Below are 26,385 nucleotides of genomic sequence, written 5' to 3'. Positions count from 1 at the left end.
ACCGCTACCATTTCAGTCTTCTGAACATCCAATAGCCGGCGAGCATTGACTGGGGAGCCGAAAAGATAATCAGTCTCTACCCACGCCGAATAGTTATCCTCTGACATCACGAAACCGCCTTCCTTACCACAACCATGATTCCCCCCGAGAGGAGATGAATCCATGCTCTACCTTGTTCCAGGAGCCTTAGCGGGAATCACCTTTTACGCCATTCTCATAGCAGTGAGCTGGGCCATCGAAAAAGCCTGGCCACAACGACGTCTAGGCGCACATAGCCGGTTGACCCTCCACTGCCTTGCCGCAGTTGCATTTTCAATTTTTCTCGCCTTGCCTGGCGGCGGCGGAAACTGGGCCACCCACCTGCAAATTAGCGGGTTCCTACTAGTGGGATGCGTTCTGAGCTGGGTGACTGCAGCGATGAACAACGGAGACAATGCCTGACGCCGTAGAGCGATAACTTCCCTTAATCGCCATTCCTCACATCCCTAATGCATACAAACCCTGTGAGTTGTTCTCCGGGGAGGCATAAGGGCTTCTTCCCTGCATTTTCTCTTCGCTCATTAACGGAGAAAACGAATTGAGCGAACTGGGGAACAATCTGTACCGATGGAAAAAGCTCCCTTAATTGGTGAGTAATACGCCATCCCGCGTCGTACCATCGAAATCTATCGAATTGGTCCTTCCAACGCGGACGCTGGCGAAAGCTATCGGGTATCTCGAGGAAATTCTGCTGAAACTCCTCCGTCCACTCAAGGATTTCGCGTCCCAGATCGGACTCAATTCCTAAGTCTTCAGGAAGATAGAATCCGATTCTATTAGCCCCAGAAACTATGAGTTCTTTAGACGGCCACAGCGAGCTTGGGTGGCTGTACTCTGGGCGGAGGAATATTTGCCGGTTGGCCATGGGACTAGAATAGCCCAGTGCCACTGCTAAATTTACGCAAGATTTTGGTGTAATCACCAAAAAAATTGGCGGAGGCGGCGGGATTTGAACCCGCGGTGAGTTTCCCCACGCTGGTTTTCAAGACCAGTGCATTCGGCCGCTCTGCCACGCCTCCTCGTCACGCGTCAGCATGCACCGCGCGCAACACGTTCAGAGTACTAGACTCCGCCGCGGGAGAAGAATTCGACTCGTCAGCGCTACTCGTCGTACTGATTGCTTTGCGACGCCGCGGGTGCGCCATCCGACTCCTCATGCTGAATGCGCGAGACATGCAGTCGGGCGTGGGCGATGGCGTCGAGAGTGTCGTCGAAGACGTGATTCTCGTGCGCAAGCTGGTCAAATACGCCGAGTTCGCGCAACACCGGAACATGTTCGGGCTTCGTGGCTGAGAGTAGGACCCGGGTGCCGTGACGTTCAAGGCGCCCGATCGTGTCAGCGAGCATCTGGGCGCCAGTGGCGTCAATCGTCGTGACATAGCGCATGCGGAGCACGACAACCTTGACCGACGAAGCATCAGCGAGATCGAGGAGGAAATCGTGCGCTGCGCCAAAGAAGAGTGGGCCTTCTAGGCGGAAGGCGGCAATGTGCTCGTCAAGAAGCTCGCGTTCCTTGTCGCGGTGGTCGCCCGTCTCCAGTGGGGCGGCCTCTAACACCGCCGTGCGGGCGGTATCGCGTAGCGCGAAGAAGCCCGCTATGACAAGACCGATGAGCACGGCGACGACAAGGTCGAACACGACGGTGGCGGCAGCCGTGATGAACAGGGTGACTCCGTCGCCCTTGGTGGCGCGCATCACCGAGCGGAGGTTCCGCGGATGGATCATCTGGATCGCAGTGGCGATAAGCACGCCGGCAAGCGCAGCGAGAGGAATCTCGCCCACCCACCGGGCCGCGACGAGCACTGCGACGAGCAAAAGCAGCGAATGGAACACCGCCGCCAGGCGCGTACCCGCGCCTGCCCGCACGTTGACAGCAGTTCGGGCGATCGCGGCGGTCGCGGGGATCCCGCCGAACAAGGGCGCGACGACGTTGGCCACGCCCTGCCCAAAGAGCTCGCGGTCAGGATCGTGCCGGTCACCGACGGTCATTGCGTCGGCGACCGTCGCAGACAGCAACGATTCCAACGCACCGAGCGCTGCGACGGCGACCGCTGCCAACAGCAAGGAATCCAGGTGCTCCCACGGGATGTGCGGCAAGCGCGGAGCAGGCAACGTCGACGGGATGTAGCCGATTGTCTTCAGGTTACTGTCTGCCAGCATGTTGATGGCCGTCGCGGCAGCTACCAACACCAGCGCCGCGGGAAAGCCACTACGAACGCGCGCCGCAACCACGATTCCGGCCGCCACCGCGAGGGTCATCACTGGCGCCTGCCATCCCGGGGCATCTAACCAAGCTTTGATTGCGCCCCACGCCAACCCGAGGACCTTCTCGCCGTCGACGTCAACACCGAGTGCAGCAGGCAGCTGTTGGAGGCCGATGATCACCGCAATACCGGCTGTGAAACCTTCGACGACAGGCAAAGGCATGTACTTCATCGCGCGGCCAGCGCCGGTGAATGCCAGTAAGAGCAGCATGAGTCCCGCCAGCACGCCGACAACGAGCACCCCATCGGCACCATGGTCGGCCACGATGGGGATTAACACGACGGTCATTGCGCCGGTCGGGCCGCTTACCTGAACATTGCTACCACCGAAGACCGCGGCCAAGATGCCCGCGACGATGGCCGTCGTAATTCCGGCTGCGGCGCCAACACCGGACGCAACGCCGAAGCCGAGCGCGAGGGGCAGTGCGACGAGGGCCACCATGAGGCCTGCCGAAAGGTCGCGCCCGATCGTCGCGCGGGACCAGTCCGAGCGGCGCGGTGCGAAACGCAGGGCACGCGATCGGATGCCCACCTTAGAGACGGTGGAGGGGTAGGTCATGCTACTTTCTTGCTCCTTAAAAGCTCAACGACATCCAAAGGATACACAAGGCGCCATCCTTCGACGGGCCGCATTCGCAATTCTGGCCGATGCCTCATGTTGACGAATTCCCACCACACCCCAACCCTTCGACACTAACTTGGCCAAGTCAGGGTTGGGCGTGACGCCTGCCACAAATTAATGAAAACCATTGCCATATAAACCCTCCTCTGGTTTACTCGCGGCCATGCAGACAGTAGATACCCTCATCATCGGCGGTGGCGCGGCCGGCCTGCAGGCAGCCCTAGTCATGGTCCGCGCCCGCCGCAGCGTGCTCATTGTTGATTCCGCCACTCCCCGCAACCGTTTCGCCCATGAAATTCATGGAGTCATTGCCCTCGAGGGCACGCCACCCCTTGAGTTCCAGGAGCGCGGCAAGGAGCAGCTGCGCAGCTATGGCGCGCAGATCATAAACGCCACCGTGGATTCCGTCACCGATAATGACCGCACGCTCACCGCCACGTTGAGCAACGGTGAGACCGTCGCTGCCCGCTCCATCATCGTCGCCAGCGGCGTGGACGACGAGCACCCCAACATCCCGGGCTTGGAAGAAAACTGGGGAAATACGGTCCTCCACTGCCCCTACTGCCACGGATACGAGGTGGCGGACAAGAAGCTCGGCGTGCTCTACATCGGCGAGTTCTCCTTCCACCATGCCGCGGTTCTGCGACAGTGGTCGAAGGACATCACCTTCTTCACCAATGGAATGGAATTCACCGACGAGCAGCGCGCGGACCTGACTCGGCGGGGCATTGCGCTTATCGACGGCCCCGTCACCGCCTTCCAAGACGGAAAAGTCCTGCTGGAAAGCGACGAGCATGCCGTCGATGCACTGTTTTACATGCCCATTCCCCGCCCCCACGATGAGTTCCTCGCTGACCTCAACCTCGAGCGCCACAGTCCGCCTCCTGCGATGGGCGGCAGCCTGATCAAGGCCGATCTCACCGGTGCCACCAGCCACCCGCGCGTCTGGGCAGTAGGCAACGTGGTCAATCCAGCCGCACAGGTGGCGATGGCCATGGGCCAGGCCAATGCTGCTGCTATCACGGTCAACGGCTTCCTCGTCGAGGATGATTGGATTTAAGTACGGTGGTGTGGCATGAAAGCTATCATTCAGACCAACCTGGAAGACCCGCACTCGCTGGAGTTGGGGGATGTCGCCACACCAGAACTAGCTGCCGGCGAAGTCCTCGTTAAAGTCAAAGCCGCCGGCGTAAACCGCGCCGACCTGCTCCAGGCCCGCGGGCACTACCCACCGCCGCCGGGCGCTTCGGAGATTATCGGCCTCGAAGTCGCAGGCGAAGTCGTCGACGCAGGCGACACCGACGTCGCGGTTGGCTCCAAGGTCGGCGCCCTGCTGGCCGGCGGCGGCTACGCCGAGTACGTGGCCGTGCCCCAAGGCCAGCTGCTGCCCATCCCCACCGGCTATTCCTTTGCCGAGGCCGCATCCGTCATCGAGGTGGCCTGCACGGTCTGGTCCAACATCGCTATGGAAGCTGGTCTTACTCAAGGCCAGACCATCCTCATCCACGGCGGCGCGGGTGGCATCGGCACCTTCGCCATCCAGGTGGCGAAGCAACTGGGCGCCACCGTCGCCGTGACGGCTGGCTCGGACGAAAAACTCGAGACCTGCAAGGAACTCGGCGCGGACATCCTCATCAACTACAACGAGCAGGACTTCGCCGAGGAACTGAAGAACCAGTGCGATGTCATCCTCGACATCATGGGCGCGAAGTACCTCAAAAAGAACCTCATCGCGCTAGCCAAGGGTGGCCACATGGTCACCATCGGCATGCAGGGTGGCACGAAGGCCGAGCTCAACATGGGTATTCTGCTTAACAAGCGCCTGACCCTGCAGGGCACCACGCTGCGCTCCCGCTCGTTGGAGGGCAAGGCCGCCATCGTTGCGGACACCGTCAAAAATGTCTGGCCTTGGTTGGAAGACGGCAGCGTCAAGCACCACCTGCATCGCACATTTGCGCTTGCTCGCGCCGCCGAAGCCCACAAAGCCCTCGACTCCGGCGAGGTCACGGGCAAGCTCGTCCTCGAGGTCTAAGCCAAAGACGCGACCACGCGGGTGAGGTGCTCGACGTCGTGATAGGTGCTAAACGGACTCAGCGAAACCGTAACGGCACCGCCAACCTCCTCCACACCCATCTCCGTAAGCAGTGGGGTGTGCGGGGCGATGGTAGTCACCAACCCATTATCGAAGAGGCGGCGGTGGATCACGTCCGCAGGCACATCGCGCACGGCGAAGGTCAGGCGCGGGAGGCGGTCATCGGAGGCGTCGGCTGCCGCTTCCCCTGTCACTCCCAGGACGTGAACGGCCGGCAGCGTGCCCAACAGGCTGTAGAGATCCCCGGTGAGATCCTCCATATAACCGGAGAGGGCTTCCATCGAACGTGTCAGGCGCACGCGGCGCGAACCGCGCTCCCCACCGGCGAGTTCTGCCAGATGATCCACCAGGGGACCAACGCCACCGGCCAAGCCCGCGGAGACCGGGCCAACAACAAGCTCATCGAGGCGGCGGAACATCGCGGTGTCGCGGAAGACCAGCGCCGCCATCTGCGGACCACCAAGAGCGCCCACATCCACGCCGAGGATATCCGCCCCAATCGCGTCAAAGTCGAGGAGGCGGTAGGGGGCGATAGCGGAAACGTCGACAAGCACCCAGGCGCGCGAACGCTCATGGACCGAATCAATAATCTCCGAGGCCGGCGTGACCGTGCCCAGCAGCTCGTGGGCGGCAGAAAAGGCGACAAAACGCGTCGAACCATCAACCAGATCGGCATATTGGAACGCCGGCAGCTCGCCAGTTCCCAAGTCCGGCTGCGACCACCGAATATCGGCACCCAGGTGCTCAAACGCGCTCGTAAACTCCGGGGAATCAAAACGGGAGAGCACCACCGAGGACTGGCGGCGCAGGAGCGGGCGCAGTGCGACACCCAAGGATTGGTACAGCACCGGCAGCGACGGGCCCAGGATGACGCGCTGCGCTGTCGCCCCCGTGAGATCCGCCACCGCCCGGCGCGCGGAGTCATACATGTCCGCCGCGTGGAGCTCCCCGGGGTCGTGATGCGCCGAGTGCGCGCCCACGGCATCCTCCAGCGGCTTCACCGTGGCGGACAAGCGGAAAGAACGGGCAACCCCAGAGGCCACGCGTTCCGCAATCTGCGGCGCGGCGTGCGCGTTCAGGTAGGTCCAACCATCGGACAGACCAGTGTAAAGACCTCGCACGCTGGCGACGTCATACTGTTCCGTCATGCTTCAACCCTTCCTCGAATCGTCCGATCGACTCCCTACTCTATACGCCCCACGTAAATCTTTCCTAACCCTCGATTTTCCCAGCTCGCTCGTGTTTTCCCAGGTTAAGGGCGTGTGTGTAGGTTTTTAGCGGATGTGCGCGCTAGGGTGAATGGCGTGCAAGACAAGAAAAACCTGCGTGACGACGTCGCCCGCATGACCTCCGCGCCTGCACCCGGCGAGGAGCCGGCCTCGCGTTCCATGACCATGTCGGCGGCCTTCGCTGATCTGTTGCAAGGCGCTCGCCAGCGCGAGCTGTGGTTCAAGCTGGGCATCCAAGACATCAAGCAGCGCTACCGCCGCTCGGTATTGGGTCCCTTCTGGATCACCATCGCGACCGGTGTGATGGCCGCGGCGCTTGGCCTGCTGTACTCCATGCTCTTCCAGATCCCCGTGGCAGAGTTCCTGCCCCACGTGACCGTGGGCCTTATCATGTGGAACTTCATTTCCGGCGCCATCAAGGAAGGCTCGACGGTCTTCATCGACAACGAGGGCTTGATTAAACAGCTGCCCGCACCACTGTCGGTGCACGTCTACCGCCTGGTCTGGCGGCAAACTCTCTTCTTGGGGCACAACCTCATCATCTGGCTGCTGCTCATCATTATCTTCCCGCGCCACCTGGGCTGGGAGTTCCTCCTGTTCATCCCGGCGCTAGGACTCTTCCTGGTTAACGGCGTGTGGGTAGCCATGTTCTTCGGCATCATCGCCACCCGCTTCCGTGACGTTGCCCCGCTGCTGGAGGCTCTAACCCAGCTGCTCTTCTACGTCACGCCTATCGTGTGGATGACCAACACCCTGAAGGAACAGGGAGGTGCCGTGGCCAGCCGCGCGCGCATCGCTGAGATCAATCCGCTCTATCACTACATGGAGATCATCCGCGCCCCCATGATTGGTGAACCCGTTGCCGGTTATCACTGGCTTATCGTCATCGGCTGCACCGTCGCCGGCCTGCTCATCGCCGGACTGGCCATGCGCCAGTGGCGCTTCCGTGTCTCCTACTGGGTCTAGAAAGGATCGTCCATGGTTTCCATTGATACGTATAACGCTTGCGTGGACTTTCCCATCTTTGATGCCAAATCCCGTTCACTCAAGAAGGCGATGCTCTCCACGGCCGGTGGCTCCATTGGCAAGAATGATCAGAACGTGGTCATGGTGGAAGCGCTCAAAGACATCAACCTCCACCTGCGTGAGGGCGACCGCGTCGGCCTCGTCGGCCACAACGGCGCGGGCAAAACCACTCTGCTGCGCCTGCTCTCCGGCATCTACGAACCTACGCGCGGTGCTGCCGACGTCCGCGGGCGCGTTGCCCCAGTCTTCGACCTCGGCGTAGGTATGGACCCGGAGGTTTCCGGCTATGACAACATCATCATCCGCGGCCTCTTCTTGGGCCAGACCATCAAGCAGATGAAGGCCAAGATGGATGAAATCGCCGAGTTCTCTGAGCTGGGTGATTACCTCTCCATGCCGCTGCGTACCTACTCCACCGGTATGCGTGTGCGCCTAGCACTGGGTGTGGTGACCTCCATTGAGCCGGAGATCCTGCTTCTCGACGAAGGAATCGGCGCCGTCGACGCCGCCTTCATGGCCAAGGCTCGCGTCCGCCTCCAGGACCTGGTGAAACGCTCCGGCATCCTAGTCTTTGCTTCCCACTCCAATGACTTCCTGGCGCAGCTGTGCGATACCGCCTTGTGGATCGACCACGGTCAGATTCGCTCGGTGGGCGAGGTCTCCGAGGTCGTCGGCGAGTACGAAGGCCCCGAGGTGGGCGAGTACGTGCGGGATTTGCGCAAGCGCTTCGATAACGAGGAGAACGTTTAGCCCCTGCTACCTGCCTCGTTGACATATTGCGCGTCAATCATCCACGTTCCGCGCTGTCGGAAGGCGGGAATGGTACCCCGCGCCGCCTTATTGGCGGCGACGGACCCAGAGACACCGTTAACCTTTGCCCATTCCGACAGGCGAATTACCCTCGGCGCGGTCATGAGCGTGATGCGCTTGTGCAAGGACTCGACGAGCTGCTGCGCGATGAGCGTGCTCAGCGCTGAAAAATCACCACTCACCGGGTAGCCACGGAACACTGGGTAGTAGTGGCGCTCTTTTCCTTTGTTCGGAATGATGATGGGTGGCGCCCCTAGCTCTAAGAGTTGTTGATTGATAATGACGCGCCCGATGCGCCCATTACCATCTGAAAAAGGATGGATGGTTTCAAATTCCGCGTGGAACCGCGCGATTCGGTCAACAAAGAAGCTAGTGTCCTCGTAGTATTCGGCAATGGCTGTGTCCACCAGCCTGTCCACGTATTCAGGGTTGGCCCCCATATGAGCGCCCACGCGAACCCACTCTCCCCTTCGACGAAAGCGCCCCGCCCAGTCGTCGTTGATGCCGCGAAGCAACATGCCATGCAGTTTCAGAATGAGGTTTGCATCGAGCTTACCGACGCCCCGAATAAGTTCCTCAGTCACGTCCGCCAGGTTTTTGGCCTCAAAGACTTCCCGCAAATCATGCGCCCTAGTTGTAAGCCCGGCCAGAATGTTCTCGGTGTCCTCCAAAGTCAGCGTGGAATTCTCAATGGCGTTCGAGTTATACACTGACTCGGCCACCTCTGCGCGTGCTATCTCCGCGATGGCCTCGGGGGCGTCCTCCCGCAACGCCGCATACTGATCAAGAAGAGCGTCGATTTTTGAGGTGGTCCGCGCGTTAAGCATGCCAACATTCTACAAGTTTCCGTGAAAATGAGTACAAATTTACTCCGTTTCACGAAATCTCCGTCATAGTGCGAAGTTAACTCCCAACATCGCGCGCAGTTCCTCGGTCATGCCACTGACAGTCACTTCCGGCCCCGGCTGGTAATCCTCTTTGCGCAGCACTGCTTTGTTGCCGTTGATGGTGTAGCCCAGCTTGCGTGATACCGCCTGGGACGCCTCGTTCCCCGGCTCCCACTCCGAGCGCAGCTGGCGCGCGCCCAAGTAATCAAAGCAGAAGACCGCAACGGCGTGACGAATCTGCGTACCAATACCGCGGCCCTGAAGGTGGTGGTAGATCCACGATCCGGTTACAACCTCATGGTTATCGGGAAAATTCTTCGCCCGCAGATCCACCGAGCCGATGATCTCACCATCAAGATGCACTCCGAAGTCGAGCGACCATTCTTCCGGGGACATCTGCGCGCGGTGCGCCCACCGGAAGCTCGGGTCCGGTTTCTCTTTCAGCCAGGGGAACGTGTACTCCGGAAGCGGCTCACCAAATATCGCAGCGGCGCTAACACCGTGGATGGCGGCGATGTCACTATCGCGCAGCACCCGCAAGGTCAGCTCGCCGACCTGTACGGAAATCCCAAAAGGAGCCCACATCTCTTCAATACCTTTTACAGCCATGGCTAGCATCGTATAGCTCAGCACGGGTGGCACAATGGAACGCATGACTGCCACTCTGTCCCAGGCCGGAACGACGGCCGCTGTGATCGTCACCCACCAGCGCGTGGAGCTGCTGCGCGCCTCCCTTGAACAGGTGGTGAACCAAACACACCCGGTGCAGTGGGTCATCGTGGTGGATAACGGTGCGGAACAATCCGTGGAGGATCTCCTCCACGAACTGGCCGGCGAGCGCGGCGTCTATGTGCCTTCCGAAACCAACCTCGGTGGCGCGGGCGGCTTCGCGCTGGGATTCCTCACCGCACTCGCCCTCGGCGCGGACGCAGTGTGGTGCGCTGATGATGATGGCCGCCCCGCCGACCACCACGTGCTGGAGGAGCTCTACCGCGTTGCGGAAAACAACGCACTCCACGAAGTCTCCCCCGCCGTGTGCAATATCAATGAGCCCGCCAAGCTCGCCTTCCCTCTTCGCCAGGGACTGATATGGCGGCGCTACATGAGCGAATTAGAGGGCGACTTTCTGCCCGGTATCGCCTCGCTTTTTAACGGCGCGCTCATCTCCGCCGAGGCCATGGAGATCATCGGCGTGCCAGATTACCGCCTGTTCATCCGTGGTGATGAGGTGGAGTACCACCGCCGCCTGGTCAACTCGGGCTTGAGCTTCGGCACTGCGCTGACCACCAGCTACCTGCACCCGGACGGCTCCGACGAGTTCAAGCCCATCCTCGGTGGCAAAATGCATACGCAATATCCGGAGGGCGAGTTCAAGCGCTTCTTTACCTACCGCAACCGCGGCTACCTTCTGTGGCAGCGCGGCATGCGCAAGCTGCTGCCGCAGGAATTCGCACGTTTTGGCTGGTTTTTCCTGGTCCAGCAACATGACGTGAAGGGCTTTGTAGAGTGGTTGCGCCTGCACAACCGTGGCCGCAAGGAAGACTTCCGCAGGCCCTAAAACTCAAAGGACTTGCGCGTGCTGCGGAAAATCACCCAGCGCTGCACAAAAAAGTTGATGAGTGTGGCGGTGCCTTGGGCTATCACGAAAGCCACCGCCAGTGCCCAGGACGAGGGCCAGTCCAGCGTGTGATCAAAGAAGGGAAAGGCCCAGCGATACAACAGAATGTTGATCGCATAGGTCATGGCGTAGGTAGCAAACACGGCAGCGAAGCGGCGCTTCGAGGCCCGCGCGTTGAAGGTCCAGCGCCGGTTCAGCAGATAAGCCACGAAGGTGCCCACAGCAAAGCCAATAGTTCGGGAGCCCACGTCGCCGAATACGCCTAATCCGATTTGGAAGAGCCAGGTCAGGGAGACGTCGATAAGCGCGGCAATGGCTCCCGTAATGGCGAACTTCGCGCCCTGCGCATGCAAGGAGTTCGACTGGGAGAAGCGTTCGGCGCGACCTGCCATAGTTACTTGCCCTTAAAAATGAACACGCGCTGAATGGCGAAGTTAGTCACCGTGGCCACGCCCTGCGCGATGACGAAGGCGATAGTGTCCTTCAGTGCACCCTCAAAGCCCAGACTGATCAGCGGAGCGTTGAGCACCCAATACAGAAAATTCTGCACGGCGAAGGTAGACAGGTACAGCATGCCCACGGCACCGGCGGTACGACCAGACACTTGCGCACCGAAAGTCCAGCGAGCATTGGCCACATACGCGGCGATGGTACCGAAAACCCAACCGATCGCCTTGGCCAGGGAGCGGTGCAGGCCTAGGTACGTCAGGAAGAGGGTGAGGCCATAGTCGATGGCCGCAGTGAAAACACCGACGGAGACAAAGCGCACGAGCTGTGTCTTTAGGGTGGAAGTAGGTTCAGTCACGGCGGAATACTCTACCCGCGGATGAGGGCGCGGTAAATGTCCAGGCGGTCCACGGGTGCGACGGCGTCTTCACCATAGGCGCCGAGGGAGGAAAGAACCTTGAGGGAGGCCGTGCACAGCTCCCGAATCTCAGCACCGCGAAGCTCCTCGCCGTCATCGTCGACCCAGCCTAACGCCGCCATGGCGGTCTCCACCACGGAATCCGTCAGCTCGCGCCCGCCCATACAGGACAGCGCTAGCGCCATCGACCAAAAGGCGTCCTTGCCTTCGTTTGTTACTTCTCGCGGCAGAGTACGCAGCTGGCGGTACGCCCGAGCATCAATGCTGACTTCGCGATGCAAGTCCAAAGCTTGGAGGAGCGGAACGAAGTCATAGAGCCGGGTTCTTTCAATGAGCGCGCGGACGGGACTAACCACAAGATCCAGAACTTCATCAATGGTTTCCTGGCCTGTGAGCTCAGCATTCACGGCGGTGAGATCAAACGGTGTCTGAAAAGATCCGGAGCCGCCCACGCACAGAGCCTCCGGCGTGCCGTTATCGCGCGGATAGGTCTCCACCACGACTATCTCGAAATCCCACAGCCCCCAGGCATAATCAATCTGCTCGCCTTCGCGGCTTAAGAATTCGCGCACGGTATGGCTCGGATCGATTCGTTGGCCGCGGGCATCGGTATGTTCAAAAAAGTGCCACGGCGAATCCTCTTGAGGCAGTCCGAAGCAGACCTCGAGAATATGATGAAGCTCTTCCAGCGTGAGTGCGTCCGAGAAACCAATCTGGCGGTGCACCTCAGCTTCCGCGCGGACGTTGGACACCTGACACAGCAGGGTTCGAGCAGAATCACCACGTTTGGCGCGGACCTGCGCCAAATCTGTGACCTGTGAGCTCATGTGCCCCACCATACGCACTTTTAGTTTCGAGCGGCGTTCTCGCGTGCTTCGAGCTCGCTGAGGATGAACACGATGGCGGCCCCGATTCCACCCCACACCGTCCACGGTTTTGCCACGCCGCGGCGGCGGATAAAGCCAACGATTCCCCGCTGTGCCTTAATCCCCAACCAGCCGCCAACCACGAGCGCACCAAGGCCAACCGGAAGCGTCCACAGCGGCACCTCCGGCTTCTCCGGCTCCGGTTGCCCCTCGTGGCTCTCGGCATTAGTAATTGCCACGAGTGCACCAAAGCCTAAGAAAGACAGGACATAGGCGGACACGAGCGCAGTCTTGTTCTTGCTCCAATCCGGATAAGAGGTCATGATCGCCACGGCCGTGGCTTGGGTGATACGTCCGGCGAGGGTGTCATCCAGGGCATAATTGTCTTGCTTGGGAGAAGTCATACCGCACCACTTTAGGCGGGCGGTAGGCTACCGTGCATGTACTCCTCCAAAAAAGAGCACCTCACTCCGGCACAGCGCGCGGCGCAAGATGAGCGCGCCGAGGACGACAAGCGCCACGGGCACTTCCTCGCTACCGAGCACACCTCACTGCCACTCAATGGTTTTATGACGCGGCTCATCGCCGAGGAACTGCCCATCCTCGACTCCACCTCGCGCGGCCGCGTCTATGAAATCCTGCGTTCTTATGAAGGCCCTGAGATCACCTCGCAGGATGAACTTCCCGAGGAAATCCGGCAGATCATGGATCTGTACTAGCCATAGAAAACCATACAACCGGACGGCACAAATGTTCCGTTTGCTTGGCTTTTGTACCTAATCTCACGTTTTCACTGACGCCACAGGCACTGCCTCCTAGGTAGTGTAGAAAACCGACCCATCACATCGATTTAAAGAGTAAGAGATGGAACTGCATACTACTGAGAAGTCCCTCTACGGTTGGGGCCGCACGGCGGCGACAACCGCCCATGTTTTATCCACCCCGGACGTCGACGTCATTAAGACTGCCGTCGCCCAGGTGGCCGAGGATAACGCTGATAAGCCTTCCCACCTGCGCCGCGGCGTCATCGCCCGCGGTATGGGCCGCTCCTACGGTGACCCCGCGCAGAACGCCGGCGGCCTCGTCATCGACATGCAACCGCTCAACAACATCCACTCCATCGACCCGGAGTCGGGCATCGTCGACGTCGACGGTGGAGTCACCCTCGACCAGCTCATGAAGGCCGCCCTGCCTTATGGCCTGTGGGTTCCGGTTCTGCCGGGTACCCGCCAGGTCACCATCGGTGGTGCTATCGGCCCGGATATCCACGGCAAGAACCACCACTCCGCCGGTTCCTTTGGTAACCACGTCACCTCCATGGAGCTGCTCGTCGCCGACGGCCGCGTACTACATCTGAGCCCAGAGGGCTCAGATGAGGATCCAGAAGGAGATCTTTTCTGGGCCACCGTCGGCGGCATGGGCCTGACCGGCATCATCCTGCGCGCCAAGATCAAGATGACGAAGACGGAAACCGCCTACTTCATCGCGGACACCGACCGCACGGATAACCTCGAGGAAACCATCGCCTTCCACTCCGATGGATCGGAGCACAACTACACGTACTCCTCCGCGTGGTTCGACGTCATCTCCCCAGAGCCGAAGCTGGGCCGCTCCACCATCTCCCGCGGCTCGCTGGCCACCCTGGAGCAGCTGGAGGAGCTGAACCCGAAGCTGGCGAAGGACCCGCTGAAGTTCAACGCCCCGCAGCTGATGACCGTTCCGGATATCTTCCCGAACTTCACCATGAACAAGCTCTCGCTCATGGCCATCGGCGAGGCCTACTACCTCATGGGCGCCCCGGCTCGTAACCAGGTCAAGAACCTCACGCAGTTCTACCAGCCGCTGGATCTCATCGGCGAGTGGAACCGCGGCTACGGCTCCAACGGCTTCCTGCAGTACCAGTTCGTGGTGCCGACCGACGCCGTCGAGCCCTTCAAGGACATCATCCGGGACATGCAGCGCTCCGGCCACTACTCCGCGCTCAACGTGTTCAAGCTCTTCGGCCCGGGTAACAAGGCCCCGCTGTCCTACCCGATGCCGGGTTGGAATGTCTGCGTGGACTTCCCCATCAAGCCGGGCCTGGGCACCTTCCTCGACGATCTGGACAAGCGCGTCATGGAATTCGGTGGCCGCCTCTACCTGGCCAAGGAGTCCCGCACTTCGGCGGAGAACTTCCACAAGATGTACCCGGGCCTCGAGGGATGGCTCAAGACCCGCAACGACATCGACCCGACTGGCGTCTTCGCCTCCGACATGTCCCGCCGCCTCGAGCTGCACTAGAAAGGATTAACCTCATGCTGAATGCAGTAGGCCAAGCACAACACATCCTCCTTCTCGGCGGCACCTCCGAGATCGGCCTCGGCATCGTCGAGGAATTCCTCGAGCGCGGCCCGGCCAAGGTCACCCTGGCCGCTCGTGCCGACTCCCCACGTATCGCGGAGGCCCGCGCCACCATCGAGTCCCGCGGTGGCGACGTCGAGGTCCTGGACTTTGACGCGACTGACTTCGAGGGCCACCCGGACGTCGTCCAGCGCGCGTTTGAACGTGGCGATGTCGACGTCGCCATCATCGCCTTCGGCACCCTCGGTGACCAGGAGGAACTCTGGCAGGACCAGGCTAAGGCAGTTGCCTCGGCCCAGACCAATTTCACCGCACCGGTCTCCCTCGGAGTCTTACTCGGCCAGAAGTTCAAGGAGCAGGGACACGGCACCATCGTGGCGATCTCCTCCGTCGCCGGCATGCGCGTGCGCCGCTCCAACTTTGTCTACGGCGCCTCCAAGGCCGGTGTCGACGGCTTCTTCATCAACCTCGGTGAGGCCCTGCGCGGCTCCGGCGCCAAGGTGCTGGTGGTTCGCCCGGGTCAGGTGCGCACCAAGATGTCGGCGGAGGCCGGCGAAGCGCCGCTGACCGTTAACGTCTCCGACGTGGCCAAGGCCACCGTCAAGGCAGTGCTCGACGGCAAGCAGTCCATCTTCGTGCACCCGCTCTTTGAGTACGTGTCCTTGGGATTCAAGTTCATCCCGCAGGCCATCTTCCGGAAGCTGCCTTTCTAAAGTTCCGCTATGTCCACGGCGTGTGGGAGACTAAGTGCATGACTGAGTCTCCCGCCACGTCGTCTATGTCCCCCACCGTGGAATATAACGTCGACCGCTTGACGCGTCGCGCCACTCTCGTGGGAATGGCCGCCGCCGCTGTAGGTGGCGGCCTTATCACGCTCATTGGTTTCTTCGCCTTCAAGACGGTCTCCCTGCCGGCGTTCAGCACGTCGATGGTGACCCGCGCATTGAGCACTGCGGGAACTGCGCTCACCGTTCTCCTAGTGGGCGCGTTATGCGTGTGGTGGGTGATTGGCGCCTCCCCGCGCCCCCGCTGGCGAACGTGGCTCACCACCGCTGTGTGTTATATCTCCCCAGCGCTGCTCACGCTGACCAGTATCGGCCTCCCCCTTTCGGCCTCCCGCCTGTGGCTCGACGGCGTCCAGGTAGACCAGGTTTTCCGCACCCAATTCCTGACCCGCGCCACGGAAGCCGGTTCCTATGCGGACATGAACTACGAGGGCCTGCCCACCTTCTACCCACTGGGCTGGTTCTGGATGGGCGGGCGCCTCGCAAACCTCCTCAACATGCCCGGCTGGGAGGTATACCAACCGTGGAGCCTCATCTCCCTGGCCGTATCCGGGTGCATCCTGGTTCCCCTGTGGCAACGGCTGTCCGGTTCCCTGCCGGTTGCCACCGCCATTGCCCTCACCACCACAGCGGTGACGTTGGCCATCGGCGCTGAGGAGCCCTATTCCGCGGTCATCGCCATGGGCGTGCCGGCCGTGGCCGTGCTGTGCTCGCATGCTTTCCACAACTCCTCCTGGTTCTCCACCGCCGGAATTGCCATCTACCTGGGAGTTTCCGCCTGCTTCTACACGCTCTATACCGGTGCCGTGGCATTGACCATCGTCAGCCTCATTGCGCTCGTCACCTGCGTGGCCGAACGTACATGGGCTCCCCTGATACACCTCGCGACTATCGCGGCCGGTTCTCTGGCCATCGCCGCGATCGCCTGGGCGCCATACCTGCACGCGGTTCTGCATGCCACCGCCCCGCTGGAATCCACCGCGCAGCATTACCTGCCGGAGGAGGGAACCCAGATCCCGGCCCCCTTCCTCTCCTTGTCCGTCATCGGCATTCTCAGCCTCATCGGCTTGATCTACCTCGTCCTACGCATCGACGAGCCCGACATCAGGTCAATGGGCACCGCGATCGTCGGCACCTACCTGTGGATCTTGGCTTCTATGGTCATGACCCTCGCCGGCAGCACGCTGCTGGGCTTCCGCCTCGAGCTGATCGTCGCGGTGCTCTTTGCCGCTGCCGGCATCCTCGCGCTGGCCGACGTCCGCCTCATGGGCCTTCCCACGCTCTACCCGGCACGCTTCACCGAGACCACGAGCAAGCGCATAACCTTGGTATTCGCCATCATCATGGGCCTTGGTGGTATTTACTATGCCCAGCAGATTCCGGCGACGAACGTGACCGCCCTGGACCACGCCTATACCGATACCGACGGCTACGGTGAGCGCGCGGACCGCTACACCAGCGATTCTTCCGCCAACTACGCCAAGATCCGCGAGTTCATCGACTCCCAGGGCTACGACGCCACCGACACAGTTGTCCTGACGGATGAAAAGCTCTTCATGGCGTATAACCCCTACTACGGGTTCAACGCCTTCACCAGCAACTACGCCAACCCGCTGGGAGAGTTCAGCACCCGCAACCTGCAAATCGAGGAGTGGGCCTCGAAGTCCTGGGAACAAACTCCGGAGGAGTTCGCGCAGTCCCTCGAGTCCGCACCGTGGCGCGGGCCCGACGTCCTCATCTTCCGCGGCGACATGGAAGAACCCGGTGACGGTTACAAGACCCACTTGGCGGAGGACATCTACCCCAACCAGCCCAACGTGCGCTACCGCGCAGTGTTCTTCAACCCGGAAGTCTTTGAGAAGGGCTGGGAAGTCAAACAAATCGGCCCCTTCGTCGTCGCGGCCAGATCTTAAAAAGGCACGTCGGTGACGTACACTGATCGCCGTGTCAGATCGGAAAACCTCTTCATTACGTGCACCGCAGTCCCTGCGGCTCACCGCCATCATCGCTGGACTCATCGGGTTCCTCTGCTTTGTGGCCACGCCGCTGCTGCCGGTGAACCAGACCCAGTCCTCCTTCGATTGGCCCCAGCAGGGCTCCCTGCAGTCCATCAACGCCCCGCTCATCTCGGTGGCGCCGGAAGAAATTGATGCAGAGATCCCCCTGAGCGCCGTCGACAAGCTGCGCGATGGCCAGGACCTGCTCTACGGCACCGTGCCACCGGAGTCCAAGAAGGCCTCCAACCGCGGCATGTTTGTCCGTGCCGGCGAGGGTGGTCTCTCGGTCACCAGCCTCGATGAGGTCATTTTCTCGCTCACTGCCGAGCAAGTGGCGAAGCTGCCTGACGACGCCACCCTCCGCATCCAGTCCACCGGCGACGGCACCACGGTGACCCTGGGCAAGCACAAGAAAACTTCCGATGAGGATCTGCGCCCACAGGTCACCGGCGTCTACACCGAAATCGACGACACCCCGGAAGCCCTTAAAGCGCTGGGCGATGACCTCCGTATCCACGTCGAGATCAACTCGCGCTTCACCTCCTCCCCGACACCGCTCAAGCTCATCGCCATGTGGCTGGGCTTGGCCATGGTGGTCATCAGCCTGGTGTGTTTGTGGCGAATTGACCGCCTCGATGGCAAACGCTTCGGCTTCATGCCGGAGACCTGGAAGCAGATCCGCCCGCTGGATGGCGTCGTGGCTGCTGTACTCGGCTGGTGGTATATCTTCGGCGCCAACACCTCCGATGATGGCTTCATCCTCACCATGGGCCGCGTTTCCGATCACGCGACCTACATGGCGAACTACTACCGCTGGTACGGCGTCCCCGAGGCCCCGTTCGGTGCTCCCTACTACGACCTCGTAGCATGGCTGGCGCAATTCTCCAGCGCCTCCATCATCGTGCGCCTGCCCTCCCTCATCTCGGCGCTCATCATCTGGTTCGTGTTGTCGCGCGAGATGCTCCCGCGCTTCGGTGCCCGCGTCAACGAGCGCCGCTTGGCGCACTGGACCGCGGCCTTCATGTTCTTGGCTTTCTGGCTGCCGTATAACAACGGCATCCGCCCGGAACCCATCGTGGCCCTCGGCGTCATGCTGACGTGGGCCTCCTTTGAGCGCGCCATCTCCAACCAGCGCCTCCTACCAGCGGCCGTGGGCACCATCATCGCCGCCATTACCCTGGCCGCAGGCCCCACTGGTCTTACCGCGGTGGGCATCTTCCTGGTCTGCCTGCCCGCGCTGTTCCGCATCATGGGCACGCGCGCTTCCCAGGTCGGCTGGACAGCCCTCATCGCCCCGTTTCTGGCCTGCGGCACTGCGGTCATGGTTGCCGCCTTCGGGGATCAAACGTTAGCGTCCGTGCTCGAGTCCACTCGCGTTCGTTCCGCGGTCGGCCCGTCCCTGCCGTGGTACTCGGAGTTCGTACGCTACTCCACGCTCTTTGAGCCCTCCGTGGATGGCTCCCTGACGCGCCGCTTCGCCATGTTCACCATGCTCTTCTGCCTGGCGCTCATTATCTACGCTTTCATTAAGGACCACCGCGTCGTGGGCGCGGAGGCAGATCCCACCAAGCGCCTGCTAGCCATCATGGCGCTGTCGGCCTTCTTCCTCATGTTCACGCCGACGAAGTGGACGCACCACTTCGGCATCTACGCCGGTGTCGCCGGCGTTATCGCCGCGCTCGGCTCGGTGGTCCTTTCCCAGATCGCCATGCGCTCCCCGCGCGCCCGGACCTTCTCCATCGCCGCGGTGATTTTCCTCATGGCCATCTCCCTGGGCGGCTGGAACGCCTGGTGGTACGTGTCTTCCTTCGGCATCCCGTGGTGGGACCGCACGGTGCAATTCAAGGCTATTGAGGCAAATACCGTGGTGCTCGCCATCGGCATGGTGGTGCTGGCGATTGGCCTCTACCAATCACTTACTCACAACAGCCGGAAGGCTGAAGTGTCCCGCTGGGCAGGCGCCATGTCCGCACCAATCGCAGTGGCCTGCATCCTCATCGTCGCCTTCTCCTGCGCCTCCTTTGCCAAGGGCTACGTGGCCCAGGCGGATTCTTACTCCGTGGGCAAGGGCAACCTGGCCTCCCTACGCGGCGATGTCTGCTCGCTCGCGGATGCCACGCTGGTGGAAACCAACACCAACGACGCTTTCCTCACTCCGGTTACAGGCGAATTCAAAGACTCCCTGGTGGATCCGAAGGAAGACAATTTCGGCTTCGGCCCGAACATGATCAAGGAGGATATTGAACCGGAGAACCTCAACTCGGCGTCGGTAGGCGCCATTGCCAACACCACCGGTGATTCCTCTGCTTCTTCTAACGAGCAAAAGGAGCTCACCGAGACCGAGGAGAAGGCCACCGAGGTCACCGACTCTTCCGCCGGCGGCGTGCGCGGAACCTTGGGCGTCAACGGCTCCGAGATGCACCTGCCCTTCAACCTGGATTACACGAAGGTCCCGGTCATGGGCTCCTACGATGAGTCGCAGCGCTCCACCGCCACCATCACCACGCAGTGGTACAACCTGCCGGAATCCTCAGAAAACTCCCCCATCCTCTCGGTTTCTGCCGCCGGCAAGATTTACCACCACGACGTCAACGGCGTGGAGCAGGAGGGCACCGAGCTCACCCTGGAGTACGGCACCCTCAAGGACGGCAAGGTCACCAACAAGGGTGAGGCCGAGCTTTCCGACGTCGGTGCTACCCCCAAGTGGCGCAACCTGCGAATCGAACTGGACAAGATCCCCGACGAGGCCAACGTCGTGCGCCTCGTTGCGGTAGACGATTCCACCGATGAGGATGATTGGATGGCGTTTACCCCGCCGCGCGTGCCGGAGCTTGCCACCATCAACTCGCAATTCGATTCCTCCACCCCGGCACTCCTTGACTGGTCCGTCGCTCTGCAGTTCCCCTGCCAGCGCACCTTTGACCACTACGCCGGGGTAACCGAAATTCCGGAGTTCCGCATTCTTCCCGACGCCGCCGCGCAAACTTCCCTCACGGACTTCCAGTCCTTCTCCGGTGGTGGCGCGCTGGCAACCGCGGAGGCAGTGAACTACTCCTATGAGATCCCGAGCTACCTCAACAACGATTGGGCGCGCGACTGGGGATCCATTGAAAAGTACGAGCTGCGCACCAACTCCCAAGGCGAGGCCCCGCTGGAGGCGGAGATCGACCAAGAAATCATTCAGCGCTCCGGCTGGTGGAAGAACTCTGAGATGAAGATTCGCCCAGAGGGCGAGCAGTAAGGCTAGAGGAACTTGGCAGCGTCACGCACCCGCTGGCGCGCCACGGCCGGGGTAGAAATGCGGTGCATCGACACGTACTCCGCGGTCTGTGCACCGGGAATCTCCACGCGCTCAGCAATCTCGTCCTGTACTGCGGTCTGGACCAAGATGTCGGAATACAGGCCCGGCAGCTTCTCAACATCAAGAACATAGTGGCCGCGGATCTCCTCCGGGAGCTTGGCCAACGCACCGAAGTCGGGGAAGGTGAGGAGGAGGGCGTCGGCAGGCACCAGCGCTGCGAGCGCGCCACCGGAGGAATAGCCCCACACCGTCACGCGCTCTGCCCCCTGGGCGCGCGCATAATCGACGGCCGCTTGAACCGACTGAACCATCTGCGCCACGGTGTGCTCGGGCGCCAACGGATAATCCACATCAATGATCGTGGTCCCCGACAGCTGCGCCGCAGCAGCCACTTCGGGCCGCCACTGCATCTCTAGCGCCTTGCCGTCACCGCGCCACCAACCACCGGAGTGCAGCGAGACTGCCCAACGGCCATTCTGTTCCGAGGGAACAAAGATCGCTCCGACCTCAGATTCCTCAACACGCACCCCCTCCGTGAAGGCAGTACCAGGCAGCGAGTGATCCACCGCGGAACCCAGCACCATCATCGAGGCCTGCACGATGCGATCCGGCAGCAGCGCACAGTAGCGGTCCGCCTCCGGCGAACCTCCACCTGCCCACGGCGGGCGGAAGTCCGGCAGCGGGTAGTGCACCTCCATGTAGGAGGAGAGTTGCTCGAGCTGTTTTTCCGGACTTAGTTGGTAGTCACTCATGGACCCAAGGGTACTACCAGATGATGACGCGCTCCTCTGGGACCAATCCATCCTCGACATCAAAAGCCTCGTAGAACTCGTCAATGTTCTCGGCGATGATGTTGCAGCGGAACTCCGCCGGCGAGTGCGGGTCAATAGCCAAGTACTGCGTAGCCATCTCCGGACGAATAGCAGTACGCCACACGCGCGCCCACGCCAGGAAGAAGCGCTGCAGACCGGTGTACTCGTGCTCTGCCAATTCAGGCTCAGCACCTTCTGCCTCAAAGGGCGCGACCTGACCGTTGATGTCCAGGCCCTTGTCGGCGCAGTAGTTCTTGTAGGCCACCACGGCAATGCCCAATCCGCCCAGGTCACCGATGTTCTCACCCAGAGTGAAGCTGCCGTTGACGCCTGCGGAATCAGTGCCCTCCAGTACCTTGGGCACCTGGCCTTGGAACTGATCCACCAGCTTCGCGGTCAACTTCTCGAAGGCCGCGCGGTCCTCATCCGTCCACCAAGAGTTGAGGTTGCCCTGGCCATCATACTGCGAGCCCTGATCATCAAAGCCATGCCCAATCTCGTGGCCAATCACCGCGCCGATAGCACCGAAGTTCTCCGCGGCATCAGCTTCTGGGTTATAGAACGGCGGGCGCAAAATAGCCGCCGGGAAGGTGATGTCATTGACCACCGGATTATAAAAAGCATTCACCGTCTGCGGGGTGGAGAACCATTCATCGCGGTCCGCCGGCTTGCCAATCTTGGCCAACTCATAATCGTGGTTCCACGCGTTGCCTGCGCGCACATTGGCCACCAAGTCCGCACCCTTCGGCGAAAACTCCAGGTCAGAGTAGTCGCGCCACGTATCCGGGTACCCAATCTTGGCCTTGAACTGGGAGAGCTTTTCCAGCGCGCGCTCGCGGGTAGCCGGGGTCATCCACTCCAGCTGCGAAATCCTCTCGCGGTAGGCGGCGGTAAGGTATTCCACCAGCTCATCCATCTCGGACTTCGAGGACGGCGGGAAGTGCTTGTCCACGAAGACCTTGCCGATTTCCTGGCCCACCATGTTTTCCGCCAGCCCGACGGCGCGCTTCCAACGTGCACGCTGTTCAGTAGCACCCGAGAGCTTAGTTCCATAGAACTCGAAGTTCTTCTTACCGATCTCCTCGGTGAGGTAGGGGGCACGCGACAACAGAATGTGCCACGTAGCCCACAGTTGCCAATCCGCCATACGGCCGGCGGTGAACAGGCCCTCGAGGTGCTCAAAGTAGGACGGCATCATGGCCACCACGCGGTGCTCCGGCAGTCCCCCACCCTGCAGGATGGCGCGGGTGATGCTGGGCAGATTGGCGACGTCCACCGGGTTATACGTCTTCACCGCATCACGGGAGGCCACCACATCCCAATGCCCAGCCGCAATTTCCTTCTCCAGGTTCACGATGCGGGTAGCTGCAACCTCCGCGCCCAGCCCGAAGAGGCGAGCGGGATCTAAGAATCCCAGCATCGCCGCAACGTGCTTCTCGTAGTCAGCGAGCGTCTGCGCGTGAGCTTCTTCGCGGTAATAAGCCTCATCCGGCAGACCTAAACCAGACTGAATAATGTAGGCCACCGCGTCCTCGGAGCCGGAGTCTTTTTCTACCCAGAAGGTCACTGGGGCACCAACGCCCTCGCGCTCCAGAATACCCAGGTTGTGCGCCAGCTCCTCCGGATCAGCCGCAACCAGCTTGTCCAGATCTTCGGAAAGTGGCGCCGTCCCCGCAGCATTGACTCCCTCAACGTCCATGTGAGAGGAATACACGATCCCAGGACGGCCAGCGTCTTCCTTAACGATCTCGTGGACGAGTTCCTCGGCTTCGTCGCGCAGCGCGTGGAAGGTGCCGTCGACACCGCGATCATCGGGGATAACGTGGGACTCAATCCATGGGCCATTAACAAATTGATACAGATCCTTCATGCACTTCACTCTATGTCAGAAGCACGCGTTAGTGTGGTGTGCATGACTTCTTATCGTTTCCCTCCGGCGAAGATGACGGGACCTTTCTTCGCCGTGCTCGGGGCAACCTTGCTCGTCCTTGGGCTGCCCGCTGTGCTGAGCTTGGCCTTGCCGGAACGTGAACCTGAAATGGAAGAAGTGGTGCTCGATGACCCTGAGTGGCGCCAACCCATCGAGGGCCTTACGTGCAGCGTAAATCATGATTCCATGGCCAACCAGGCCTGGGACTGCGGCGATACCTTGGTCGAGGCCTATGTCACCGAAGGCGTCGAGGACGATGCACTCGCTTTGCGCCGCGCCGTGCGCGCAACCAGCTTCGAGGGCATGCCGAAGAAAGAAGACGTTAAAGATGCCGGAGGCATTCTCACCCTTGAAACGGATGGCTTTATTCCGGTCTTCGCCTTCAGCGTGGCTAAAGGCGATCTCAACTATCAGATCGTCTTCTCCAATGGTGACCCGACCGACCTTGCCCAACAATTTATGGAGGCCTTCTGATGAGCAAAATCTTCCGCGTTACCTTGTGGATCATCATTGGTCTCTGCCTACCGATTTCCCTGATTAATCTGCTCGGCATTTTCTTCGTGGCTCCTCTGCCGGGCCTCGTTAGCTTGATCCTCGGCGTCGGCTTCTTAGCGCTGGGCCTGTTCCTGTGGAGTCGCAGTCCGATGTGGGCAAGGCCGGGGAAAGGGTGGGCGTCGGCAAGCGTGCTCTGGGGAGCCGGCGCTGCTGTGACCTTGGCGCTGCTGTCAGCCTCCCCACTGACCGACCTCTCCGTGGGCCTGGGCTGGGAGGAATCCATGATGTCCTGGGCCGGTGCTTATCCGGAAGAATTTGCCAAGGCCCTCGGCGTGGTCTTCATCCTCCTCAGCTTCCGACAGCTCAACCGGCCTTGGCACGGCTTCATCGTCGGTGCGCTCGTGGGCTGGGGCTTCGAAGTCCTGGAAAACAGCCTGTACTCCGCGATGGGTGCACTGATGCACCCGACCTCAGACTGGATCGGCATGCTCCAGATGTGGGGTCTGCGCCTTGTTGCAGGCCCGTGCCTGCACATGTGCTTCTCTGCCATCGCAGGTTTTGGCATCGGCTGGGCTATCTACGCCGCGCATAAACCATGGTGGTGGCGCCTCGGCATTGGCGTGGGCGCGCTGTTTTTCTCCTTCTGTCTCCACTTCGCGTGGAACTACATGTGGGAGGAAACCTGGCAGCTCGTTACGCAGTATGTCCTCGTGGCGCTCATCATGTACCCGACGGTCATCTACCTGGGAATCCGCGCTCACCGCCTGGCCAAGACCGACGACACCTATTCGCATTCGCCGGGCGCGGCCAGCCTGCGGTGAACTAGTCGAACTGTCCTTGCAGGACAGCCACCGCATCGAGCGGAGTCACATGATAAGAAATGGGATTCTGGTTCGCACCGGCCATGAGAGCGTGGGCGCAGGAGTGACCCGCGCCCATCATGTGGCCGAGCTCGTGGGCGATAGTGCCTTGGAGCGCCTCTGGGTACTGAGCGTTAGCGGTCTTGATGAAGAGCATCCCATGGTCCGGGTAGGCCGTACCTTGGACGTAACCGTTCGGTTCCGGCTTGTAGATGATGGCGATGGTGTCTTCATCAGCCTCGGACGGCGCTACTTCCTTAAGCGAGGCCTTCCCGTCGAGCGCGTCGTTCCACTCAGCTACCGCGGCATCGAGCTGCTCGCGGTAGGGGAAATCATCCGCCACCTTGTACTTAAGGACCCCGCTCTGGAAGTAAGAAGGAACGGAATCGGCATCGCGCAGAATAGACGGATCCGGAACGGGCTTTCCTTCATTTGCCAACTTGGTAATGGTGGCACACGTGCCTGGGGAAATAAGCGAACGGGTTTGGTCGCTCTTCGCAGTCGCTGCTGGGGCAGCGCTCAAAGCTGCAACAGCAATGGTCAAAATGGACAACGTCTTGCGCATCAGAAATACCTTTCGGGCTAGCAACTGCTTCGTTGACAGCCGAGAATATATTGATTTCTTAGCAAGCGCAAAGGTACTTCTTAGCTTATTTCCTGGTTGGTCAGCACACCTGCGACGAGCTCGGCACAGCGCGCTTCAGTTCCGCACACGCCCTATCGCGCGCATCTTGGAGGGGCGTCGGCAAGCTCGGCGCCTGCGGAGAAACCTCCACCGCACCGAGAACATCCGTCGTGAGATCCGCCGGGGAACCATAGGTATTAGCCGCCACACTATAACCCGGACCAAAAGAGGCACTCGCGTGAACTTGGCGATCATCCGACCACCCAAATTTCGTGCCGATGATGCCCGGGATTCGTGCGGTGCCAAAGTCCTGGCGGTAACCGTCGGCCGCCGTGGGCGCTGCCGTCGCCATGCCCTTCGTGATCGGCGCGGCAACCGGATCGCCAGAAATCACCCCGATGAAGCGCGTGAGATCCTCCGTCGACGTCGTGACATTTCCCCAGTAGCCGTTGTGGTGGGTCTCCCCCAGCTGATACTCACCGATGATGGAGGGAATCGCCTGCGGATATTTCCACTCTAAGTCGCTGGCAGTTCCGTCCTCAGAGAAACGAATCATGTTCTCCACGCGGGCTTTATCCTCCGGCGCGCCGTACTTCAGCACCCACATGCCGAGGTATAGCTTGGCCAGGGATAGCGCGGCGCGGGACTCATGGCCATTTCCGGTGGAGACTGAGTTTCCGTCGGCATAACGCACGGTCATCTGGGTGCGTGGTGGGACCTTTTCAGGATCGAACGTCAGGGCATGGGCGGGTGGCGCGGTGAGAGCCGCAAGAGCAAGGCCAACGATGAGCGGGGCAGGTTTCAGCACGTGCATAGATTAACTCAAGTCACAATTTTAACAACCCCTAGTGAGGGTGCATTTGTCAAACATACGTACGCTCCAGGAGACTCCCGCACGCCCCGCTTCGAGCGGGAGACCGAC

24 protein-coding genes and 1 tRNA gene are annotated in these 26,385 nt (G+C 61.0%); 12 read left to right on the top strand and 13 right to left on the bottom strand.

What is annotated here, in order from left to right; genetic code table 11:
• Positions 1-970: 970 nt before the first annotated feature.
• Both HMPREF2565_RS10185 and HMPREF2565_RS10180 read right to left on the bottom strand, forming a co-directional pair.
• Positions 971-1,058 (bottom strand) — tRNA-Ser (locus HMPREF2565_RS10185).
• 82 nt (positions 1,059-1,140) lie between these two features.
• Positions 1,141-2,862 carry a SulP family inorganic anion transporter gene (locus tag HMPREF2565_RS10180; protein ID WP_071407279.1) on the bottom strand — a complete coding sequence of 574 codons (1,722 nt, stop codon included), beginning with the start codon at positions 2,860-2,862 and terminating at the stop codon, positions 1,141-1,143.
• A 226-nt stretch (positions 2,863-3,088) separates the two neighbouring features.
• Between HMPREF2565_RS10180 and HMPREF2565_RS10175 the strand changes: the two genes are divergently transcribed.
• Positions 3,089-3,985 (top strand): NAD(P)/FAD-dependent oxidoreductase, encoded by an 897-nt coding sequence (locus HMPREF2565_RS10175; RefSeq protein WP_049156767.1) that lies wholly within the window; start codon positions 3,089-3,091, stop codon positions 3,983-3,985.
• A 15-nt stretch (positions 3,986-4,000) separates the two neighbouring features.
• A complete protein-coding gene (locus HMPREF2565_RS10170; RefSeq protein ID WP_049156764.1) occupies positions 4,001-4,957 on the top strand; it encodes an NAD(P)H-quinone oxidoreductase in 957 nt (318 codons plus the stop codon).
• Here the strand turns inward: HMPREF2565_RS10170 and HMPREF2565_RS10165 are convergent.
• Positions 4,954-6,165 carry an aminotransferase class V-fold PLP-dependent enzyme gene (locus tag HMPREF2565_RS10165; RefSeq protein WP_070510707.1) on the bottom strand — a complete coding sequence of 404 codons (1,212 nt, stop codon included), beginning with the start codon at positions 6,163-6,165 and terminating at the stop codon, positions 4,954-4,956. The two genes, HMPREF2565_RS10170 and HMPREF2565_RS10165, sit on opposite strands and share 4 nt — an antisense overlap.
• A gap of 195 nt (positions 6,166-6,360) precedes the next feature.
• On the opposite strand from HMPREF2565_RS10165, the gene HMPREF2565_RS10160 reads away from it, so the two are divergent.
• Both HMPREF2565_RS10160 and HMPREF2565_RS10155 read left to right on the top strand, forming a co-directional pair.
• Positions 6,361-7,212 carry a galactan export ABC transporter permease subunit Wzm/RfbD gene (locus tag HMPREF2565_RS10160; RefSeq protein WP_046647242.1) on the top strand — a complete coding sequence of 284 codons (852 nt, stop codon included), beginning with the start codon at positions 6,361-6,363 and terminating at the stop codon, positions 7,210-7,212.
• Between the two features lie 12 nt (positions 7,213-7,224).
• Positions 7,225-8,022 carry a galactan export ABC transporter ATP-binding subunit Wzt/RfbE gene (locus tag HMPREF2565_RS10155; protein ID WP_071407278.1) on the top strand — a complete coding sequence of 266 codons (798 nt, stop codon included), beginning with the start codon at positions 7,225-7,227 and terminating at the stop codon, positions 8,020-8,022.
• Here the strand turns inward: HMPREF2565_RS10155 and HMPREF2565_RS10150 are convergent.
• Both HMPREF2565_RS10150 and HMPREF2565_RS10145 read right to left on the bottom strand, forming a co-directional pair.
• Entirely contained in the window at positions 8,019-8,909 is an 891-nt protein-coding gene (locus tag HMPREF2565_RS10150; RefSeq protein WP_049156758.1) for a Fic family protein, read from the bottom strand. The genes HMPREF2565_RS10155 and HMPREF2565_RS10150 overlap by 4 nt on opposite strands.
• 63 nt (positions 8,910-8,972) lie before the next feature.
• Positions 8,973-9,578 carry a GNAT family N-acetyltransferase gene (locus HMPREF2565_RS10145; protein ID WP_071407281.1) on the bottom strand — a complete coding sequence of 202 codons (606 nt, stop codon included), beginning with the start codon at positions 9,576-9,578 and terminating at the stop codon, positions 8,973-8,975.
• Positions 9,579-9,612: 34 nt separating this feature from the next.
• Here HMPREF2565_RS10145 and HMPREF2565_RS10140 point away from each other — a divergent pair, with 34 nt between their 5' ends.
• On the top strand, positions 9,613-10,527 hold the full coding sequence (locus HMPREF2565_RS10140; RefSeq protein WP_180963921.1) for a galactofuranosyltransferase GlfT1: 915 nt from the start codon (positions 9,613-9,615) through the stop codon (positions 10,525-10,527).
• Here the strand turns inward: HMPREF2565_RS10140 and HMPREF2565_RS10135 are convergent.
• From HMPREF2565_RS10135 to HMPREF2565_RS10120, 4 genes are read right to left on the bottom strand one after another with little or no spacing between them, the layout of a single operon-like run.
• Positions 10,524-10,979, bottom strand: coding sequence for a GtrA family protein (locus HMPREF2565_RS10135; RefSeq protein ID WP_046647043.1), 456 nt, complete (start codon positions 10,977-10,979; stop codon positions 10,524-10,526). The two genes, HMPREF2565_RS10140 and HMPREF2565_RS10135, sit on opposite strands and share 4 nt — an antisense overlap.
• A 2-nt stretch (positions 10,980-10,981) precedes the next feature.
• Positions 10,982-11,392, bottom strand: coding sequence for a GtrA family protein (locus HMPREF2565_RS10130; protein WP_046647042.1), 411 nt, complete (start codon positions 11,390-11,392; stop codon positions 10,982-10,984).
• An 11-nt stretch (positions 11,393-11,403) separates the two neighbouring features.
• The gene (locus tag HMPREF2565_RS10125) at positions 11,404-12,279 is read right to left on the bottom strand and encodes a plasmid pRiA4b ORF-3 family protein (protein ID WP_046647041.1); all 876 of its coding nucleotides are present in this window, start codon (positions 12,277-12,279) and stop codon (positions 11,404-11,406) included.
• Between the two features lie 20 nt (positions 12,280-12,299).
• Positions 12,300-12,722, bottom strand: coding sequence for a hypothetical protein (locus HMPREF2565_RS10120; protein WP_071407277.1), 423 nt, complete (start codon positions 12,720-12,722; stop codon positions 12,300-12,302).
• A gap of 36 nt (positions 12,723-12,758) precedes the next feature.
• On the opposite strand from HMPREF2565_RS10120, the gene HMPREF2565_RS10115 reads away from it, so the two are divergent.
• The 5 genes from HMPREF2565_RS10115 to HMPREF2565_RS10095 all read left to right on the top strand — a co-directional run bounded on the left by HMPREF2565_RS10115 (position 12,759) and on the right by HMPREF2565_RS10095 (position 20,681).
• Positions 12,759-13,037, top strand: coding sequence for a hypothetical protein (locus HMPREF2565_RS10115; RefSeq protein ID WP_046647039.1), 279 nt, complete (start codon positions 12,759-12,761; stop codon positions 13,035-13,037).
• 145 nt (positions 13,038-13,182) lie between these two features.
• Positions 13,183-14,598, top strand: coding sequence for a decaprenylphosphoryl-beta-D-ribose oxidase (locus tag HMPREF2565_RS10110; protein WP_046647038.1), 1,416 nt, complete (start codon positions 13,183-13,185; stop codon positions 14,596-14,598).
• Positions 14,599-14,612: 14 nt separating this feature from the next.
• A complete protein-coding gene (locus HMPREF2565_RS10105; RefSeq protein WP_049156749.1) occupies positions 14,613-15,371 on the top strand; it encodes a decaprenylphospho-beta-D-erythro-pentofuranosid-2-ulose 2-reductase in 759 nt (252 codons plus the stop codon).
• 38 nt (positions 15,372-15,409) lie between these two features.
• Positions 15,410-17,356, top strand: coding sequence for a galactan 5-O-arabinofuranosyltransferase (locus HMPREF2565_RS10100; protein ID WP_071407276.1), 1,947 nt, complete (start codon positions 15,410-15,412; stop codon positions 17,354-17,356).
• 31 nt (positions 17,357-17,387) lie between these two features.
• On the top strand, positions 17,388-20,681 hold the full coding sequence (locus HMPREF2565_RS10095; protein WP_071407275.1) for an arabinosyltransferase domain-containing protein: 3,294 nt from the start codon (positions 17,388-17,390) through the stop codon (positions 20,679-20,681).
• 2 nt (positions 20,682-20,683) lie between these two features.
• Here the strand turns inward: HMPREF2565_RS10095 and HMPREF2565_RS10090 are convergent, their stop codons facing one another.
• Together HMPREF2565_RS10090 and HMPREF2565_RS10085 are read right to left on the bottom strand one after the other, a co-directional pair.
• Positions 20,684-21,493, bottom strand: coding sequence for an alpha/beta hydrolase (locus HMPREF2565_RS10090; RefSeq protein WP_246819143.1), 810 nt, complete (start codon positions 21,491-21,493; stop codon positions 20,684-20,686).
• A 13-nt stretch (positions 21,494-21,506) separates the two neighbouring features.
• The gene (locus HMPREF2565_RS10085) at positions 21,507-23,423 is read right to left on the bottom strand and encodes a M13 family metallopeptidase (RefSeq protein WP_071407274.1); all 1,917 of its coding nucleotides are present in this window, start codon (positions 23,421-23,423) and stop codon (positions 21,507-21,509) included.
• 42 nt (positions 23,424-23,465) lie between these two features.
• Here HMPREF2565_RS10085 and HMPREF2565_RS10080 point away from each other — a divergent pair, with 42 nt between their 5' ends.
• Positions 23,466-23,957, top strand: a complete 492-nt coding sequence (locus tag HMPREF2565_RS10080; RefSeq protein ID WP_049156735.1) for a hypothetical protein — start codon at positions 23,466-23,468, stop codon at positions 23,955-23,957.
• Positions 23,957-24,799: a PrsW family intramembrane metalloprotease gene (locus HMPREF2565_RS10075; protein ID WP_049156732.1), complete on the top strand. Its 843-nt coding sequence runs from the start codon at positions 23,957-23,959 to the stop codon at positions 24,797-24,799. Before HMPREF2565_RS10080 ends, HMPREF2565_RS10075 begins: the two co-directional genes overlap by 1 nt.
• Position 24,800: 1 nt before the next feature.
• Here HMPREF2565_RS10075 and HMPREF2565_RS10070 read toward each other — a convergent pair whose 3' ends face one another.
• The gene (locus HMPREF2565_RS10070; protein WP_046647030.1) at positions 24,801-25,403 is read right to left on the bottom strand and encodes a zinc metalloprotease; all 603 of its coding nucleotides are present in this window, start codon (positions 25,401-25,403) and stop codon (positions 24,801-24,803) included.
• A 100-nt stretch (positions 25,404-25,503) separates the two neighbouring features.
• Positions 25,504-26,271, bottom strand: a complete 768-nt coding sequence (locus HMPREF2565_RS10065; RefSeq protein ID WP_141745906.1) for a hypothetical protein — start codon at positions 26,269-26,271, stop codon at positions 25,504-25,506.
• Positions 26,272-26,385: the final 114 nt, after the last annotated feature.

The organism is Corynebacterium sp. HMSC072A04, from assembly GCF_001809235.1.
Classification (GTDB): domain Bacteria; phylum Actinomycetota; class Actinomycetes; order Mycobacteriales; family Mycobacteriaceae; genus Corynebacterium; species Corynebacterium hiratae.
This window is presented reverse-complemented; position numbering and strand designations above follow the sequence as displayed.

Excerpts from the sequence above, each read along its gene's own strand:
- HMPREF2565_RS10100 (WP_071407276.1), top strand. The coding sequence starts at position 15,410 with ATGACTGAGTCTCCCGCCACGTCGTCTATGTCCCCCACCGTGGAATAT.
- HMPREF2565_RS10145 (WP_071407281.1), bottom strand. The coding sequence starts at position 9,578 with ATGGCTGTAAAAGGTATTGAAGAGATGTGGGCTCCTTTTGGGATTTCC.
- HMPREF2565_RS10115 (WP_046647039.1), top strand. The coding sequence starts at position 12,759 with ATGTACTCCTCCAAAAAAGAGCACCTCACTCCGGCACAGCGCGCGGCG.
- HMPREF2565_RS10165 (WP_070510707.1), bottom strand. The coding sequence starts at position 6,165 with ATGACGGAACAGTATGACGTCGCCAGCGTGCGAGGTCTTTACACTGGT.
- HMPREF2565_RS10170 (WP_049156764.1), top strand. The coding sequence starts at position 4,001 with ATGAAAGCTATCATTCAGACCAACCTGGAAGACCCGCACTCGCTGGAG.
- HMPREF2565_RS10135 (WP_046647043.1), bottom strand. The coding sequence starts at position 10,979 with ATGGCAGGTCGCGCCGAACGCTTCTCCCAGTCGAACTCCTTGCATGCG.
- HMPREF2565_RS10175 (WP_049156767.1), top strand. The coding sequence starts at position 3,089 with ATGCAGACAGTAGATACCCTCATCATCGGCGGTGGCGCGGCCGGCCTG.
- HMPREF2565_RS10075 (WP_049156732.1), top strand. The coding sequence starts at position 23,957 with ATGAGCAAAATCTTCCGCGTTACCTTGTGGATCATCATTGGTCTCTGC.
- HMPREF2565_RS10140 (WP_180963921.1), top strand. The coding sequence starts at position 9,613 with ATGGAACGCATGACTGCCACTCTGTCCCAGGCCGGAACGACGGCCGCT.
- HMPREF2565_RS10070 (WP_046647030.1), bottom strand. The coding sequence starts at position 25,403 with ATGCGCAAGACGTTGTCCATTTTGACCATTGCTGTTGCAGCTTTGAGC.
- HMPREF2565_RS10120 (WP_071407277.1), bottom strand. The coding sequence starts at position 12,722 with ATGACTTCTCCCAAGCAAGACAATTATGCCCTGGATGACACCCTCGCC.
- HMPREF2565_RS10150 (WP_049156758.1), bottom strand. The coding sequence starts at position 8,909 with ATGCTTAACGCGCGGACCACCTCAAAAATCGACGCTCTTCTTGATCAG.
- HMPREF2565_RS10155 (WP_071407278.1), top strand. The coding sequence starts at position 7,225 with ATGGTTTCCATTGATACGTATAACGCTTGCGTGGACTTTCCCATCTTT.
- HMPREF2565_RS10090 (WP_246819143.1), bottom strand. The coding sequence starts at position 21,493 with ATGAGTGACTACCAACTAAGTCCGGAAAAACAGCTCGAGCAACTCTCC.
- HMPREF2565_RS10105 (WP_049156749.1), top strand. The coding sequence starts at position 14,613 with ATGCTGAATGCAGTAGGCCAAGCACAACACATCCTCCTTCTCGGCGGC.
- HMPREF2565_RS10160 (WP_046647242.1), top strand. The coding sequence starts at position 6,361 with ATGACCTCCGCGCCTGCACCCGGCGAGGAGCCGGCCTCGCGTTCCATG.
- HMPREF2565_RS10125 (WP_046647041.1), bottom strand. The coding sequence starts at position 12,279 with ATGAGCTCACAGGTCACAGATTTGGCGCAGGTCCGCGCCAAACGTGGT.
- HMPREF2565_RS10080 (WP_049156735.1), top strand. The coding sequence starts at position 23,466 with ATGACTTCTTATCGTTTCCCTCCGGCGAAGATGACGGGACCTTTCTTC.
- HMPREF2565_RS10180 (WP_071407279.1), bottom strand. The coding sequence starts at position 2,862 with ATGACCTACCCCTCCACCGTCTCTAAGGTGGGCATCCGATCGCGTGCC.
- HMPREF2565_RS10110 (WP_046647038.1), top strand. The coding sequence starts at position 13,183 with ATGGAACTGCATACTACTGAGAAGTCCCTCTACGGTTGGGGCCGCACG.
- HMPREF2565_RS10085 (WP_071407274.1), bottom strand. The coding sequence starts at position 23,423 with ATGAAGGATCTGTATCAATTTGTTAATGGCCCATGGATTGAGTCCCAC.